Origin of the sequence: Aciduricibacillus chroicocephali (genome assembly GCF_030762805.1) — a bacterium.
Lineage (GTDB): Bacteria > Bacillota > Bacilli > Bacillales > Amphibacillaceae > Aciduricibacillus > Aciduricibacillus chroicocephali.
The window spans coordinates 2,448,643-2,464,929 of the sequence record NZ_CP129113.1; the positions used below are offsets into that span (position 1 = coordinate 2,448,643).

Here is a 16,287-nt window from a genome sequence, read left to right on the forward strand (position 1 = left end):
CTTCCGGCTGCCAAACATGCAAAGTGGCAGCTGACCGCTACTGCTCTATAATAGTTCGATAGAAAGAGCGGTTTTCCTAGCATCCAAAACAAACTTCTTCAGACAAAAACTGACATGATTCCGACTCCGGCGTTATAGCCGATAGCAGAACCATGCGCATTTTGTCCAAATTTCCAAAAAGACGGAGAATTACCGCCTCTTCTGCATTTCGTTAACTTATATTATATAACAATTCAAACGTGACGTATAGGGTTTGACAAAAACATCCAGAGGACGCAAACCGCCTATTTCAGTGTCAGCACAATTTAAAATGCGAACTCAACAAAAGAAAATTGGGGCTTAACACTCTAGAGATGCTGGAAGAACAATCGCACAACATCGAGGCCCCCGATGAATGTTCCAAGACTTGAGCCAATATTTGCAAGTACGATTACGAGCAGGACACGGGTCACTTTGTTGTTCCAAAATCCCTTGAACGTAGTGACATCACTCGCTAATGATTCGAAGTCCCCTACAGTCGGTTTCTTAACATATGCTTGGGCAAACCCGGCAAACCACCCAGCGGCAATCATTGGGTTCAGTGAAGTGAACGGGGCGAGCACAAAGGCGGTTAAAATAGCTAACGGATGACCAAAGGCCAGTGCCGCTCCGAGACCTGACAAACCTCCATGCCAAAGCGCCCAGCTCAACGCTTGCTGATATCCAATATCCGGATTGTAGATGAATGTGTAGATAATCATCGCAATGACAGCAATCGGAATCATCCACCCGACAACTTTCGGCCATTTGGACTTCTGTGGCTTCTCAACAAGGGCATCCAGGTCATGATCTTTCTGGATCTCCTGTCGAATGCCTGGTACGTGGGCTGCTCCGAGAACTGCGACGACCTTCTCACCAGGGGCATCTTTAATTTTCTGAGCGAGGTATTGGTCGCGCTCATCGATCAGATGTGTTTTCAATTCTGGAAATGCACCTGATATTTCTTGAAGGACCGAGTCGATCATATCCTGCTGCTTCATTTTCTCCAAGTCTTCTTCACTAATCTTCTCATTGGTGAAAACACCGCCAACAAGTTGTGTCATAAGCGCTGCTTTACCTTTAAGACCCATGCCATGCCAGATTCTCGTGAAAGTTGTCTGGATTTCACGGTCAGCCAGGACTAGCTCAGCACCGACTTCTTTCGCCGATTCAATACCTTGTATCATTTCTTGGCCCGGCTGGATGTTAAATTGATCGGCCATCCGCTTCTGGAATGCCGAGATGGCAAGATTCATCAGCAGCAAAGTCGCCTTTTTCTCCTTGATTACAGAGAAAATATCCATATTGCTCCACTTTTTGCCGTCTGTGATGGACTGGTAGCGTCCTTCATCAAGTTCGACACAGACAGAGTCCGGACGCTCACGCTCAATGACTGCCTTTACCTGTTCTGCGCTATGGCGAGATACATGCGCCGTACCAATCAGAATGCACTCTTTGCCATTCACATGGATACGTGTAATATTCTGCTCTTCCGGTATAGAGTTCTCTGCAGGAATCTCTTCCGGTTCAGCAGGTTCAATGGACAATTTGTTTTCATTCAATTCGTTTTCGCTCATAAGTACTCCGGTTTCCTTCCTAAAACAGTATCAAAACCTTCACTTCCATGCATTATAGCATACGAAAGCCCGACCTGCTTCAAGTCGGGCTTTCGATAAAATATTTTCGGTCAGTCCTTCTGGAACATCTCATCCAGCAAGACGCGATTGCGTACTTTGAATTCTTCGTTATGGGAGGAAACCATACCTGTGCGTGTCGCTTCCGGGTCGATGAAGAGTTTTGCCTGATTCACTGCATTGGCAGCATCCTGAAATGCACCAGCAATTAGATGCAGCTTACCCTCGTGGCGTAACACATCTCCTGCTGCATACAATCCTGGAACAGAAGAAACGCCTAGTGGTGTTGCTTTAATCCCTTTATCCTCCAGTTCAATAGGCAGCGGGCTGTCCTCAATCAATGAAACATCACGGTCAAAGCCATGGTTAACGAGGACTTCATCAACTGGAACACGGAAAACATCACCCGTACTCTTATTGATCAATTCAACTTCCTGGATGCAGTCACCATTATCTGTTGCAATGAAACGTTCAATGGAGGTATTGAAGAAGCATGTGGCCGAACTATGCAGCAGCTGATCGGCATTCGCCTCATGACAGGACAAGCAGTCTTTACGGCAGACGACATAGACATTGGCCGCAATCCGCTCGAGTTCATTAGCCCAGTCGATCGCTGAATTCCCCGCTCCGGAAATAAGGACCGTTTTTCCGGCATAATGAGCGAGGGAAGGCACATTATAATTAAGATTCGTCACTTCAAAGCTTTCTGCCCCTTCAATTTTCAACCGTTGCGGATTGAGGATGCCACCGCCAACAGCAACGATAATTGTTTTTGAGAAATGCATGCGTCCAGATTCCGTTTCGAGTACAAAACATTCATCTGTCACATTGCGCTTGATTTCTGTCACTTTCTCATTTAGGCAGATTGCCGGTGCAAAAGTCTTCGCCTGTTCAATCATCTGCTCGATCAGACCGCCAGCTGTGATAGGCGCATGACCGCCGACATCCCAGATCATCTTCTCTGCATAGACATGGAGTTTGCCGCCGAGCTTCGGCTGGTATTCGACTATTTTTGTCTTCATGCCCCGTAGACCGCTATAAAAAGCTGAATAGAGGCCAGCTGGGCCGCCGCCAATGATCGTTACGTCAAACATCTCTTCATCTCGCATCAGGCATCCACCTTTGTCAATATTTTTTCATTTATTTAAGATTGCATTATTGGTTTGCTCACTTTAGAATAGTAAATGTGATATTGATAATCATTATCAACGATTTCGAAATATTTTGCAAGTCCGGAGGTGAAAAAACATGTCACGCCTGTACGCTGAAGACATCCACATAAAATACGGCGACAAGCTGATCGTCCAAGACTTATCAGTCGAAATACCCGATGGTCAGATTACAGCCATCATCGGGGCAAACGGCTGTGGCAAATCAACTTTGCTTAAAGGTCTGACTCGCATGATTCCCCATACCAAAGGTGAAGTAATCCTGGATGGCGCTCATATTGCAAGACAGCATACGAAACAGATTGCGCAAAAAATGGCTATCCTTCCGCAACAGCAGGAAGCCGCCAGCGGTCTGACTGTCCAAGAGCTCGTTTCCTATGGAAGATTTCCCTATCAGAAAGGCTTTGGTCGCCTGACGAAAAAAGACCGCGAGATCATCGACTGGGCGCTTGAAGCGACAGGTACGCATGTATTCCGCGATCGGGCTGTAGATGCGCTCTCAGGTGGACAGCGGCAGCGAGTATGGATTGCGATGGCACTTGCTCAGGAGACAGAGATCATCTTCCTCGATGAGCCGACAACGTATCTCGATATGGCTCACCAACTGGAAGTACTCGAACTGCTTGAACAACTGAATAAGGAACAGAATCGCACGATCATCATGGTACTCCATGACCTGAATCAAGCAGCACGCTTCGCTGACTACATGGTCGCGATGAAAGAGGGGAAAATCGTGAAAGCCGGTACTCCTGCTGAAGTAATGAAGCATGAGGTCCTGCTTGATGTATTCGGCATAGATGCTGAAATTGCGAGTGACCCGCGCACGAACAAACCGACTTGCATCACATACAACTTGATAAAGAGAGGACATTTATAATGAAAAAAATTGCAGTTTTGCTTATGGCATTGCTCGTCCTAATACTCGGAGCTTGCTCCGGCGGCCAGGAAAGCGATAAAAAGGATTCAAAGGATAAGAAAGACAAATCAGCTCAAACTCGTACATACAAGTCTGAAAACGGATCTGTAAAAGTTCCTGTACATCCAAAACGTGTTGTCGTACTATCTTCTTTTGCCGGTAACTTGATGGCGCTTGATGTACCTGTTGTTGGTGCAGATGCCTGGTCCATGTCTAACCCGCGATTCAAGGAAGGCTTGAAGAATGCTAAAGAAGTTTCTGAAGAGAACCTTGAACAGATTACTGAATTGAATCCGGATCTAATCATTGCCTTATCTACAGTAAAGAACGTAGACAAGCTTAAGAAGATTGCACCGACTGTTACGTACACTTATGGAAAAGCCGACTATTTGCAGCAGCATATTGAAATCGGCAAGCTTGTGAACAAAGAAAAAGAAGCGAAAGACTGGGTAGCGGATTACAAGAAACGTGCTGCTGATTCAGAGAAGAAAATCAAAGACAAGATCGGTCAAGATGCAAGTGTATCCGTCATCGAGAACTTTGATAAGCAGCTTTACGTATTTGGCGACCATTGGGGCCGTGGAACAGAAGTTCTTTACCAGGCGCTTCATTTGAAAATGCCTGAAAAAGTTGAGAAGATGGTCAAGAAGGACGGCTATTATGCCCTTTCCAGCGAAGTGCTCCCTGAATATGCAGGCGACTACATCGTAGTAAGCAAAGACAAGCAGTCAGATAACTCATTCCAGAAGACAGACACTTACAAGAACATTCCGGCTGTGAAGGACAATCATGTGCTGGAAGTAAGTCAAAAAGAATTCTATTTCAATGACCCACTAACTGTTGATCACGCACTTGACGTGTTCACAGATTATTTCACGAAATAATAAGGAATTGATTCCATGAAAAAGAGAGAGAATCGACATTCTATTGAATCAAAACGGGGCCTGCCTTTTGTATTCAAACTAATTGCAGCCATGTGCATCTGCGTGGCTGCTTTTCTTTTTGCCATCGTTTTTGGTGCGGCTCATACAGGGGTCCGCGATGTATGGGACGCACTGTTTGCTGCTAACCCAGGCAAATCTGCGCTCATTATCAAGGAACTTCGTCTGCCACGAGAAACTGCAGCTGTTCTAGTCGGAGCGGCACTCGCAGTATCCGGTGCCATCATGCAAGGGATGACTAAAAATCCGCTTGCTGATCCTGGCCTGTTCGGTCTGACAGCAGGTGCCAATGCAGCGCTTGCGGTCATGGTGGCGTTCCTTCCAAAGGCGAATTACTTTTACATTATGATTGCATGCTTTATCGGAGCTGGGATTGGAGCCCTTCTCGTATTCGGCATTAGTGCATTGAAGCGAGGCGGGTTCACTCCATTCCGCATCGTACTGGCAGGTGCAGCAGTATCTGCCTTCCTTTTCGCGGTAGCTGAAGGAATCGGTCTCTATTTTAAAGTATCGAGGAATGTCTCGGCCTGGACCGCTGGAGGGCTGATTGGAACGACATGGCTGCAAATTCGTGTAATTGCGCCATTTATAATAGTTGGAATCTTGGTCGCTCTCATGATGTCGCGGCAACTGACAATTCTTAGCATGGATGAAGGAATTGCAACTGGGCTCGGGCAGCGTACAGGATTTGTTAAAGTGATCCTATTCATCATCATTGTGCTGCTATCTGGAACAGCTGTCTCTCTGGCCGGAAATCTCGCTTTCGTCGGCTTGATGATCCCCCATCTTGTACGGCCTTTTACCGGCAGTGACTATCGTCAGATCATACCGTTCTGCATTTTCGCCGGAGGTGCGTTCATGCTGGTAGCCGATACAATCGGGCGAACAATTCAGGCGCCGTTTGAAACACCGGTCGCTTCGATTGTAGCAGTTATTGGGCTGCCGTTCTTCCTCTTCATCGTGCGTAAAGGAGGGAGAGCATTCCAATGATAAAACAAAAAGTGAGAAAACTGCCATTCACTATTATCATTCTGCTCATCATGATTGCTTTAACTGCTGGTATAGCCTTGTCCACTGGTGCCGCGGCCATTCCGCTCGACCGGATTTTACCGACACTATCAGGGTATGGAACCTTCAAAGAGCAGTTCATCCTGATTGACCTGCGCATGCCCCGACTCATTATTACATTCCTTGCCGGGATGGCGCTTGCCATGTCTGGAGCAGTACTGCAAGGTATCACACGCAATGATCTTGCAGACCCTGGCATTATCGGCATTAATGCGGGAGCAGGAGCAGCTGTTGCTGTCTTCTTTCTGTTCTTCCCTTTGGAAGCAGGTTCATTTGTCTACACATTGCCTGTCGTTGCCTGCCTTGGCGGGTTACTTACGGCAGGGCTTATTTTCCTATTTGCTTATCAACGTGGACAAGGGTTTCAACCGGTCAAAATTGTGCTGAGTGGTGTTGGATTTGCTGCTGCCCTCTCCGGGTTAATGGTCATTCTTCTATCTGGTTCTGACAGTCGCAAAGTCGACTTCATATCAAAATGGATTGCAGGTAGCATATGGGGGACCGACTGGCCGTTCATTTGGGCGCTCTTGCCTTGGATTCTCATTCTCTTTCCGTTTATTTGGCTAAAAGCCCACCGCTTAGACCTCCTTGCTCTTGGAGAACCAACAGCAATTGGAATTGGTGTCTCTGTCAATCGAGAACGCGCCGGCCTGCTCATAGCTGCCGTCGCTCTCGCCTCAGCCGCTGTTTCCGTTACAGGAGGGATTGCCTTCGTTGGGCTCATTGCACCGCATATTGCAAAGTCGATTGTCGGCCCGCGTGCCCATGCTTATCTGCCCGTCACCATCTTGTTCGGCGGCTGGATGCTACTCGTGGCGGATACAATTGGACGTGTCGTGCTGGAGCCAGATGGCATTCCTGCAGGTACTGTCGCCGCCCTGATTGGCGCCCCCTATTTCGTTTATTTGCTTATGAGAAAATAAAAAAGGCCCTTGTTCATACAGTGGATAACTGTGTGAACAAGGTTTTTTTACGTTTATGACGGTTGTCCTCTGCAGGTGAAACCTTTTTTTCATAAAATATATTAAAAATCAAAGACAAGGAGTGAAGACAATGAGCAGGAACAGAAAGAGAATGAGCGGTTCCTGTATCTTCCCAGGGTACAAGTGGTGTGGCCCTAACTGTAGCGGACCAGGGGCTCCCATCAATGATGTCGATAATTGCTGCATGAAGCACGACCTCTGTCTCCTGGAAGGCAAGCATAGTCGATATGAATGTGACCTGATGTTCATGGAATGTCTGGAACCTAAAGTGAATTATCACACCTTGAAAGGAAGACAAGCAGGACTGATGTACCGTTTCTTCAAGTTGAAAACATCTTTTAATCAGCGTCCTCCAAGGAGATGAATACCTGATAATATATAAAGCTTATACAAGAGTGCACCCATTGGAAATGATGGGAGCACTCTCTTTTATCTATGTGGTATGATATTGGCAAAACTATCTATTAACAGATATATACAAAATTAGCCATAAGAGTTTGTTTCAGAATAGGAAGTGAATACATGGGTAAAGAACATTACAAGTGGATTGATATAGCAAGAGCGATAGGGATTGTTGCAGTAGTAATGGGCCATGGCTATCATGAATTAGCTCATCATTATACTTATTGGTTCCACATGCCGCTCTTCTTCATATTGAGTGGGTTCTTATATAAGCCACTGAATAATATGGGGGAGTTTGCAAGTTGGGTAGGAAAAAGAGCTGTACGATTGCTCCTTCCTTATTTAACTTTCGGAATTATTATCTATTTATACATTGAATTAAAAGAAGGCTTCACAGTTGTTTCTTTTATGGAAGATATGTATAACCTTATGTATGGCGGCATGATGATGAAAGGTTTAGTTACTGTTTTTTGGTTTATGACTTGCCTCTTAATCACACAAATTGTTTTTGCTCTAATTGATTTGATTTTCAGGAGTCACGCTATAAAAATTGGTATCATCATACTCTCCTATCTTTTCGCTCATTTGTATGCATACTACCAGCCAATTGAGACACCTGTACCATGGAGTGCTGACGTAACTTTTATTGCATTATCGTATTATGCATTCGGCTATTATATAAAAAAATACATCCACAAAGTTTTGAATCTCAAAACATTTATAGTTACTGCATTGTTAACCATAATGTTTGTTATATATGATTATAAGAACAATTACTTTTATAATATTGATCTAAAGCCAAATGTTTATAATCACTTGCTGCTAGATTTCCTAGTTCCAGTAATCATTTGCTTTACGATATTTTATATTAGTGCTCAAATTGCAAAATTCAAAAGTAGCGTTGTAATTAGTTACATTGGAACTTCGGCCATTACAATCATGTTTTTACATCGTGTAGTAAACGACTTCTTTAGCCACTTCTTCAGTTACGGGATTATTGGATTCACATTAATTGGAGTACTAACCCCATTTATCTTTTATATTTTAATCAAGCAGGTACCCTTTGCCCGATTCTTATTTTTGGGTACACGCCCCAGAAAAAAGTATGAATATGTTAAAAAAGCGTCTGCCTAATAAACTCAATCCATCGTTTAAGAGATACTAGGAATGACACCATATTATGGTGTCATTCCTTTATTTTTTAGTAATTAAATATTTTTAACCAGATATATGGTGGCCCTTCAATTTGCACTTTTTATTAAAAACCATTACGCCCTTCGGTACTCTACTTCACCAAGTGAAGCTCCTAAAAAAGTTCACATAAGCGGCAAAAAAACTATTACATTTTCCGATAGGATCGTATATGATTCATTGTATAAGATTGGAAAAAGGGGATATTACAATGAAAATCACGAAAAAGACAATCATTGCAGCCGTTGCCGCAACTTCACTCACAATCGGAGCCATCCCGGCATACGCAGCAACTCCCGCGAAGACTGTGAAGGCACCGACTGCTCAGCAGCAGAAAGATTCAAAGGTTGTCACTTATGCAAAAAGCCTGATTGGCACGCCATATAAAAAGGACGGCACGACGAAAAAAGGTTTCGATGCATCAGGCTACGTACAACATGTCTATGCTAAATTCAACGTTCAAGTTCCACGCACGATAAAGGATATCTATAAACCTGGCAAAAATGTGAAGAAGCCACAGCAAGGCGATCTCGTCTTCTTTGATACAAAGAACAAAAAGCCAAGAGAAGCTAACTTTGTCGGAATCTATATTGGTAACGATGAGTTCATCGCTGTTACTGTAAACAAAGGCGTCTCCACTCAAAGCTTGAAAGCAGACTACTGGAAGAAAGCCTTCCTAGGCGCACAGAAAGCACCAACAACACCAATTAAAAAAGCACCAGTAAAGAAAAAGTAATGCATGCAAAAGCGATCTGCCAAGTTAGGCAGATCGCTTTTTTTAATTATTCCACTATATAGTTTGGATTTTCACTCCACTTCGTGACATCAACTTTGCCGGGAGCTGGAATGATTTTCTTTTCGAGAGTCAACTGCCATTTTTCACGATCAAGTATCCAATTGTAAAATACCCAGTCTGTTTCTCCAGCATTGCTGAACACTGCGGACTGGTATGTATTTTTTCCAATGGCTTTAATTCTTATCGGGGTAACGTTCAGGGAGAGCTTCTTGCCGTCTCCATCTTTTATTTCAATAGGTTTTCCATTCTTCCTAAGAGTATAAAGCTGGGCGCTGTATAGGTCTGATGCTTCACAGTGGGACACAACGAGCAGTGATGGATCGCCCTCGATGACACCCACTCCGTCATTTGGCACTTGGAATGTATGATGTCCGATAGGAATGACAGATGGCTTGCTTCCGCCTTTCTTTACGACCGCAAGTTTATAGTCACCGGTGTAAACATCATCCCCTTTATTCGCACAAGCCCAGTCTTCATCTGCAGTGGATTTCCTTTCTTTCTCTGCGAAAATATGAAATCCATATTGTGTATGGTTTTGTTTGATTAAGAAAGTATAGCGTGCTTGTTCAGCTATTTCTTCAGCTGAAAGTGGACTCTCAGTCGCTTGTTTAATTTTTCCCTCATTCGCTACCGTCTCTGCATTGCTCTGCTTTTTCTCGGCCTTTCCAGACTGCTCTTCTGAGGTACCGCAGCCAGCGCAAAGAGCTGCAATTAATCCAAACAGTAATATTATTCGCTTCAACAGCCACTCTCCCCCTTCACAACGTTTGCCCCATTATGGAGCAACCCAATTTCTTCTTTATCAGAACATAAAGCTTCGTATGTATCGAACAGTTTCTCCAACGAACTCATGAGAGCCCCCTTTTAAATGACTATTCGGCAATATCTTCACTGTACGTTATCGGGTGAGCTGACACTTTGGAAGAACTGAATCTTGCATAAAGCGCAAGAACAAGCACGCTTGCAGTAATCGAACCGGCAAGAATCGCATACATTTGCAAGTTTATTGCGATAAAAGGATCGCGCCACATCATGTACTTCACAATGGCAAGACTGATAACCGCTGTCATACAACTTACAGCACTCGGGATAAACACTTTATTTCTTTTACCGAGCAGGAGAATTGTCCAACAGATGAAGAAGACTGCGTACAAGCTTGCCAAAAGTGGTAACCCGATAACACGCTCCATCAAAGCATCTGCATGGAATGCCTTTTTAACAGGGGGTATCTTAAGATCGACAGTTTCGTTCTTCTCATTACCCTGATTATTAAGCGACACTGTCTTCAGCTCATAGTTGGCCGGCTCCTCAGGCCAATTTTTCTGCAGCAAGTAGGCGACCTCACCTTTATTACCCATAAAAACAGGCACTCCCGCATGTTTTCCTTTATAAGTAAGCTGTTTTTCGCCGCTCCCATCGAGATTCCGGGTGAAAACCTCATACTCAAACAGCCCTTCATCTTGCTTTGTTTTGGCAACGGCCGTATAAGCGATTAGCTGGCCATCCGGTGAGATTACAGGATCATATAGCACCTCGCCATTTAAATGCTTTGCCGGAGAATTTATACCGGTTTCAAAATCATATATGTATAAATTCTCTTCCTCTTCAAATCCGACGAAGTAAATTTTCTTTCCATCAGGAGTAACTGCAAGCCGGCTCATCGGTATAATAGCATCTTTCGTCAATCTTTCCAGTCCGTTGCCGTCTGTTCCGATTGCATATAAATCCGTACCCTCTGTAATGTCTACGGGCAATGAACCATCATCGACTGGACTTGCAGTGAAGTAGATTGTTTTCCCATCGGGATTAAATGCAGCTGTGAATACTTTCAGAAAGTGCTTCGTCAGTCTTCTCGATTCACCTTTTTGCCAATCGGCCATATATTGCAGCGTTTGGTTCTTTGTCTCGTCCAGTTTGAGATAAAGCATGCCTTTTCCGTCTGGCGAGAATTTCGGCTCGGAATGCTCTGAACCTGTTTCGCCCTTTCCGATTTCTCTTGCATTTTTCCCATTTCGATCAGCTATGAAAATAGATTTCCGCCCATCCTGGTAATATGAAAAGGCAAATTGGCCGCCACTTTCAGACGAGTATGAAACTGTATCACCAAGCCCTGTATGATATCTATAAGGATTGTCTTCATATAATGCCGTAAATAAAATACAACCGATTAAAAGTAATGCAGAAACTGTCATCAGCCACGCCATCATCCGCTTTTTCATTCTTCCGCCCCCTCCCCGCTTCCAGTCTCCTTCCATTATAATCAATAATTCGAAAAGTTTGTACTAGGCTCAGCATGCAAAAAAGACGGAACCACTTTTGAAAAGCAGATCCGTCCTTTTATTTAGAAAAAGAGACTCAATATATAATAAACAATTGCCGCGAGTAAAGCCGAAATCGGCAGCGTAATGACCCATGTAACGAGCATTCTCTTAGCAACACCCCAGTTAACACCTTTCACACGATGAGAGGAGCCGACACCAAGGATTGCAGATGAAATGACATGAGTCGTACTTACTGGCAGGTGAATAAGCGTCGCACCGAAGATGACAGCAGCACCCGTAAGGTCAGCCGCTACCCCATTGACAGGGCGAATTTTCATGATTTTGCCGCCGACTGTCTTGATGATGCGCCAGCCGCCAATTGACGTACCGAGTGCCATCGCAGTCGCACAGGCAAGCTGAACCCAAAACGGTACTTCAGTAGATGTATGGACACCACCAGCAATGAGTGCCATCGTAATAATACCCATTGACTTCTGGGCATCGTTCGTACCGTGTGAGTATGACTGAACAGCTGCAGTCAGTACTTGCATCATACGGAAGCGCTTATTCGTCTTGGCAAGGTTCTGATTCTTGAAAATCACTTTAATGATCGCATACACAATGAAACCAACCGCAAACGCGATGATTGGAGACAAAATGAGTGCTTCCAGGATTTTAAGAAAACCGCTATAATGCACAGCGCTAAATCCTGCAGATGCAATGACTGCACCTGTAATCGCACCGATGATCGCATGCGAAGAACTGCTCGGAATACCGTAGTACCATGTAATCAGGTTCCAGGTAATTCCGGCAATTAGAGCAGCCATGATAACGAGCAAGCCATGATCAAGTTTAAAAGGATCGGCAATTCCGCTCGTAATCGTTTTGGCAACTCCCGTAAACGTAAGCGCACCGATAAAGTTCATGACAGCAGCAAGTGTAATCGCCCTGCGCGGTGTGAGCGCCTTTGTCGATACAGAAGTTGCAATTGCATTCGCCGTATCGTGGAAACCGTTAATAAAATCAAAAACAAGGGCAAACAGTACGATGAGTATGACCGTTAAGAATAATCCATCCATTCTTCTACCCTCTTACGCGTTCTTCATGATGATGCTCTGCAACGTGCTCGCCACATCTTGGCAGCAATCCGCAATTTCCTCGAGCGTCTCATAAATTTCCTTGAATTGTATTACTTTAATTGGATCCGTCTGATTCTGGAACAAATTCTTCAGTGATGCGCGATAAAGTTCATCACATTTGCTCTCATGATCCTTAATACGAATCGCATGCGGCTCGACTTGATTCAGTTTGCTGTTAGACATCAATTCCATGCATGTAAGAATTTCTTTCGAGCATTTAAGGATGTAGTCTGCAAACGAATCGATATAACCGTCTGATGAAAGAATCTGATAGATGTCCATAAGGGCTGTGAATTCTTCCATTCCATCGATAATATCATCAAGCAACATTGTCAGCTGAAGGATATCCTCACGCTCAATCGGCGTAATGAACGCCTGGTTGAGGTCCTTGATGATAATATGTACCTTCTCATCCGCTTCTGTTTCAAATCGCTTAATTGTATTGGCAAACTCGTCCAGCGAGGCAATGTCTTTCACTTTGTAATTCACAAAATATTCTGCTGTTTGATCCAGATGCTTTGCAAAGTCAACCAGGTAATTCGAAAATTTATCAGGCTTTTTCTTGAACATTCATGAACCCTCCGTCTATTAATCGGAAAACTTGTTTTGTCAATATCATCCTTTAGAAGTATATAACTTTCGCAAGAATTTTGCACGGATTTGTCGAATTTTCTTATCTTTTATTTAGTTTAACCATGTTCAACCTAATTATGAAAGCGAAAACATTTGGAAACAATATGGATAACGAGATGCTTCTTGAATAAAACTCAATCCCCGTTATAAAAAAATAGAAACAGGCTGTCCGGGACCCCTGACCCTTTCAGCCTGTTTCTATATGATGGATTGCTCCCTATATCGGCATCTAATCATAGGAGAAGCCTCCTTGACAAACGTCCGACACGTGCCAGCACTTCCTGGACATTGAACGGTTTGAGCATATAGTCATCTGCGCCTTTCTCGAGCGCATGAACAATATTCGCTTCTCCTGCCCGAGCAGAAAGCATCGAAATGATAATATTCTTGTCATCATAATCAGCACGGATGCGCTCAAGCACTTCTATTCCATTCATGCGTGGCATAATGCCATCAAGCAAAATAATATAGCGTTCATTTGGTCTATACCAATTAGAATCAAGAAGCTCTTGGCCATCTTTGAAGGCATGAACTTCTACATCAACTTCATCATCCGGCTGCCATTCAGCAAAGCTCCTTGAAAGGATGGTCCGTACGAGCCGGTCATCATCTACGACAAGCACTTGCAGCTTTTTGACGGCTGTACTTTCAAGATCGCCGCTATAGACCGTAAGACGGTTGCGGCCATCCGCTTTGCTCTGATACAGCGCTTTATCCGCTTCATCAAGAAGGCGTTCACGTGTGTGATTATGCTCATTGACAGAGACGACTCCGCCAGAGAATGTAACATTGAAATCACCGACTGATGATGTGAACTGTTCCTTGGAAAATTGCTCCCTGATACGATCAAGCAGAATTACAGCACCCTCTTCTGTCGTCTTTGGGAGACAAAGTACAAACTCTTCCCCTCCGAAACGGCACAACATGTCAGTTTTGCGCTTATGTTCATCTATTAGCTGGACGAGCCGGCGCAATACTTCATCACCGACTATATGACCATGCGTATCATTGACAGTTTTGAAATGGTCAAGGTCGATGATAGCGATTGCAAATCCCTCGTTATAGCGTTCGTAGTTCGCTAGAAGATCTGAAAGTGCTCGCTCCATGAATTTGCGGTTGCAGGCTCCGGTCAGCTCATCAATAAGAATCTTCTGGGAAAGGGCTAGACGGTTCCGCAAATATGGGATAAACCACTCTGGTTCAAGAACTTCCTTATCAATGAAGTCCGTAGCACCAAACTCGTACGCCTGGGCTCGACTGCGCTCATGGACCGTACTGCTGATCAATGCAAGTGGTGTCAGATTTGCCCTGACTGCTGCCCCAAACTCCTCAAGTCTCTCATTGCCTTCTGCAAGCTCTATATTCATCAGTACGAATGACGGACTCATCGTATAGAAATTCTTAAACCCATTTGCGACTGTCAAAGAAATGATGACATGATAGCCCTCTTCCTCGAGCTTATTTTTCAAGCCTGTGACAAACTCGACATCATGATCAATGAGCAGGATAATTTCACTGTCCTGCCCGAATCTTCCTTCCTTGCGCCCAATTGTTTCATTGCGGATTATTTCTTCTTTACGTCCCGGTAATTGTTCTGGTTCGGTTTCAGTTTCATTCTCAGCGATTTCAACGAAAGGTTTCAGAAAGCGTTTCCAATCTCCATGTGCCCAAATGGCCTGCTCATCATCTGTGATTTCAGCAATCCTCTCAGCTGCTAAGAATTCAACACGCTTCATACCTAATCCGCGCGCTATTCCTCTTATTTTGTAAAGGAAATTATATACTTCTCTGCCACTGATTTGATCCTTTTCTTTCCATTGATCAAATGTATTGGCGATTCGCCTTCTCATAAGTAATTCGTATCTGCTTTTTCTCTTCAATGTAGCATGCGCCTCCTTCTGCTCCAGCACAAAGCTAAGAAGCCTAATGGAAATAACCGGACGTGCTCACGAACTAAAAAATTCAGTTACTGGTATGTTTGTATTGCCTTACCAATAGAATGAGTGGTACTATTATACTATCATTATACCCATAAAGCATCAGGAGTTGCAAAGTATAAAAACCTAATCAAATAAGTAGGAGTCGATGACTTTGGGCAAAAAAGAATTTCCTAGTCTAGATGAAGTGCTGGAAAAACGCCTTTACCATCATCATTTCCAGCCAATCATCTGTATGGATTCAAATGCGCCACATGGGTATGAATGCCTGCTTCGAACGCCATTTGCAGGAAACCCACAAAAGCTCTTCCGTAAAGCAATTCTAGAAAGAAGACTTTTTGAACTCGACATCTCATCCATCATACATGCAATTGACCATATTAATCGTCATGCAGACTTGTTTGAATCCGGTACAAAATTCTATCTGAATGTGTACCCGTCAACTCTTGTATCACCGGCATTCATTATTTTGTTGAAAGATATGATTACAGCCTCACCGTTTGATGCTTCTAGCTTCGTACTTGAAATTAATGAGGATGAATTAATCAGTCACGCGATTTCCCTTAAACCTGCAGTAAAGCGGCTGCGTTCCATCGGCGTGCAAGTTGCACTTGATGATATCGGTGCAAGTATCGAACATTTTGATACTATGGTTACAGTACGGCCCGATATAATCAAATTGGATAAATACTTTGCAAATGACCTTGCCGCTTCAGAACATAAGAAGAAGCACATCACAATGCTCAGCCACTATTCAAGAAAAAACAATATGCAGATTGTGCTTGAAGGAATTGAGACACATGCCGACCTTGAAGCTGCTGTCGAATGTGGTATTCCATTAATCCAAGGTTATCTGCTGGGACGACCAGATGATTTGCTGAAAATATTCAGTAACAAAATTTCACAACAATGACACATATTTCCGAAAACAACTATTACATCATACAGCAAAAAGACAATCGTTGCATCTCAATTCTTGCAACGATTGTCTTTTAATATTTATACCTTTTACTCAAATATATGTTGAGTCAGAACGGTGAAAAAGTGTTTTACACGCTTCGACAACAGGATGTTTTGCCGAATACATAAAAAATCCCAAACAGAATTGTCGGTTCTGTTTGGGTAATGCCATCATCAGGGGCAGATGAGGCAAATCTGCAAGGGGTAAAATTTGGTTTCAGTCTGTCGGCACGGCCAGG

Annotated in this window: 15 protein-coding genes; 8 read left to right on the top strand and 7 right to left on the bottom strand. The window is 43.8% G+C overall.

Translation table 11 applies throughout. From position 1 onward, the window contains the following. Nucleotides 1–347 precede the first annotated feature (347 nt). Together QR721_RS12530 and QR721_RS12535 are read right to left on the bottom strand one after the other, a co-directional pair. Nucleotides 348–1,595 (bottom strand): TraB/GumN family protein, encoded by a 1,248-nt coding sequence (locus QR721_RS12530; RefSeq protein ID WP_348027484.1) that lies wholly within the window; start codon nt 1,593–1,595, stop codon nt 348–350. 110 nt (nt 1,596–1,705) lie between these two features. Beyond that, nucleotides 1,706–2,761: an NAD(P)/FAD-dependent oxidoreductase gene (locus QR721_RS12535; RefSeq protein ID WP_348027486.1), complete on the bottom strand. Its 1,056-nt coding sequence runs from the start codon at nt 2,759–2,761 to the stop codon at nt 1,706–1,708. A 139-nt stretch (nt 2,762–2,900) separates the two neighbouring features. On the opposite strand from QR721_RS12535, the gene QR721_RS12540 reads away from it, so the two are divergent. The 7 genes from QR721_RS12540 (at nt 2,901) to QR721_RS12570 (ending at nt 9,058) form a co-directional block, all read left to right on the top strand. Next, complete coding sequence (locus QR721_RS12540) at nt 2,901–3,698, top strand: ABC transporter ATP-binding protein (protein WP_348027488.1); 798 nt, start codon at nt 2,901–2,903, stop codon at nt 3,696–3,698. Further along, complete coding sequence (locus tag QR721_RS12545) at nt 3,698–4,621, top strand: iron-hydroxamate ABC transporter substrate-binding protein (RefSeq protein WP_348027490.1); 924 nt, start codon at nt 3,698–3,700, stop codon at nt 4,619–4,621. The genes QR721_RS12540 and QR721_RS12545 overlap by 1 nt, the downstream gene beginning before the upstream one ends. Nucleotides 4,622–4,636: 15 nt before the next feature. Beyond that, entirely contained in the window at nt 4,637–5,668 is a 1,032-nt protein-coding gene (locus QR721_RS12550; RefSeq protein ID WP_348027492.1) for a FecCD family ABC transporter permease, read from the top strand. After that, nucleotides 5,665–6,669, top strand: coding sequence for a FecCD family ABC transporter permease (locus QR721_RS12555; protein WP_348027494.1), 1,005 nt, complete (start codon nt 5,665–5,667; stop codon nt 6,667–6,669). The genes QR721_RS12550 and QR721_RS12555 overlap by 4 nt, the downstream gene beginning before the upstream one ends. A 151-nt stretch (nt 6,670–6,820) precedes the next feature. After that, complete coding sequence (locus QR721_RS12560; RefSeq protein ID WP_348029845.1) at nt 6,821–7,093, top strand: phospholipase A2 family protein; 273 nt, start codon at nt 6,821–6,823, stop codon at nt 7,091–7,093. A gap of 158 nt (nt 7,094–7,251) precedes the next feature. Continuing rightward, a complete protein-coding gene (locus QR721_RS12565; RefSeq protein WP_348027496.1) occupies nt 7,252–8,265 on the top strand; it encodes an acyltransferase family protein in 1,014 nt (337 codons plus the stop codon). 268 nt (nt 8,266–8,533) lie between these two features. Further along, nucleotides 8,534–9,058, top strand: a complete 525-nt coding sequence (locus tag QR721_RS12570) for a C40 family peptidase (protein WP_348027498.1) — start codon at nt 8,534–8,536, stop codon at nt 9,056–9,058. A gap of 46 nt (nt 9,059–9,104) precedes the next feature. Here the strand turns inward: QR721_RS12570 and QR721_RS12575 are convergent, their stop codons facing one another. The 5 genes from QR721_RS12575 to QR721_RS12595 all read right to left on the bottom strand — a co-directional run bounded on the left by QR721_RS12575 (nt 9,105) and on the right by QR721_RS12595 (nt 15,031). Beyond that, on the bottom strand, nt 9,105–9,860 hold the full coding sequence (locus QR721_RS12575; protein WP_348027500.1) for a hypothetical protein: 756 nt from the start codon (nt 9,858–9,860) through the stop codon (nt 9,105–9,107). A gap of 130 nt (nt 9,861–9,990) precedes the next feature. Then, nucleotides 9,991–11,337 carry a TolB family protein gene (locus QR721_RS12580; RefSeq protein ID WP_348027502.1) on the bottom strand — a complete coding sequence of 449 codons (1,347 nt, stop codon included), beginning with the start codon at nt 11,335–11,337 and terminating at the stop codon, nt 9,991–9,993. 122 nt (nt 11,338–11,459) lie between these two features. After that, nucleotides 11,460–12,458 carry an inorganic phosphate transporter gene (locus tag QR721_RS12585; RefSeq protein WP_348027504.1) on the bottom strand — a complete coding sequence of 333 codons (999 nt, stop codon included), beginning with the start codon at nt 12,456–12,458 and terminating at the stop codon, nt 11,460–11,462. 12 nt (nt 12,459–12,470) lie between these two features. Beyond that, nucleotides 12,471–13,088, bottom strand: coding sequence for a DUF47 domain-containing protein (locus tag QR721_RS12590; RefSeq protein WP_348027506.1), 618 nt, complete (start codon nt 13,086–13,088; stop codon nt 12,471–12,473). A 296-nt stretch (nt 13,089–13,384) separates the two neighbouring features. After that, on the bottom strand, nt 13,385–15,031 hold the full coding sequence (locus QR721_RS12595) for a GGDEF domain-containing response regulator (RefSeq protein WP_348027508.1): 1,647 nt from the start codon (nt 15,029–15,031) through the stop codon (nt 13,385–13,387). A gap of 211 nt (nt 15,032–15,242) precedes the next feature. Between QR721_RS12595 and QR721_RS12600 the strand changes: the two genes are divergently transcribed. Further along, nucleotides 15,243–16,001, top strand: a complete 759-nt coding sequence (locus QR721_RS12600; RefSeq protein ID WP_348027510.1) for an EAL domain-containing protein — start codon at nt 15,243–15,245, stop codon at nt 15,999–16,001. Nucleotides 16,002–16,287: the final 286 nt, after the last annotated feature.

Bases quoted from the DNA above. Each gene is read 5' to 3' on its own strand.
- QR721_RS12555 (WP_348027494.1), top strand. From the start codon at position 5,665: ATGATAAAACAAAAAGTGAGAAAACTGCCATTCACTATTATCATTCTG.
- QR721_RS12535 (WP_348027486.1), bottom strand. From the start codon at position 2,761: ATGCGAGATGAAGAGATGTTTGACGTAACGATCATTGGCGGCGGCCCA.
- QR721_RS12545 (WP_348027490.1), top strand. From the start codon at position 3,698: ATGAAAAAAATTGCAGTTTTGCTTATGGCATTGCTCGTCCTAATACTC.
- QR721_RS12550 (WP_348027492.1), top strand. From the start codon at position 4,637: ATGAAAAAGAGAGAGAATCGACATTCTATTGAATCAAAACGGGGCCTG.
- QR721_RS12565 (WP_348027496.1), top strand. From the start codon at position 7,252: ATGGGTAAAGAACATTACAAGTGGATTGATATAGCAAGAGCGATAGGG.
- QR721_RS12580 (WP_348027502.1), bottom strand. From the start codon at position 11,337: ATGAAAAAGCGGATGATGGCGTGGCTGATGACAGTTTCTGCATTACTT.
- QR721_RS12540 (WP_348027488.1), top strand. From the start codon at position 2,901: ATGTCACGCCTGTACGCTGAAGACATCCACATAAAATACGGCGACAAG.
- QR721_RS12590 (WP_348027506.1), bottom strand. From the start codon at position 13,088: ATGTTCAAGAAAAAGCCTGATAAATTTTCGAATTACCTGGTTGACTTT.
- QR721_RS12530 (WP_348027484.1), bottom strand. From the start codon at position 1,595: ATGAGCGAAAACGAATTGAATGAAAACAAATTGTCCATTGAACCTGCT.
- QR721_RS12560 (WP_348029845.1), top strand. From the start codon at position 6,821: ATGAGCGGTTCCTGTATCTTCCCAGGGTACAAGTGGTGTGGCCCTAAC.
- QR721_RS12585 (WP_348027504.1), bottom strand. From the start codon at position 12,458: ATGGATGGATTATTCTTAACGGTCATACTCATCGTACTGTTTGCCCTT.
- QR721_RS12570 (WP_348027498.1), top strand. From the start codon at position 8,534: ATGAAAATCACGAAAAAGACAATCATTGCAGCCGTTGCCGCAACTTCA.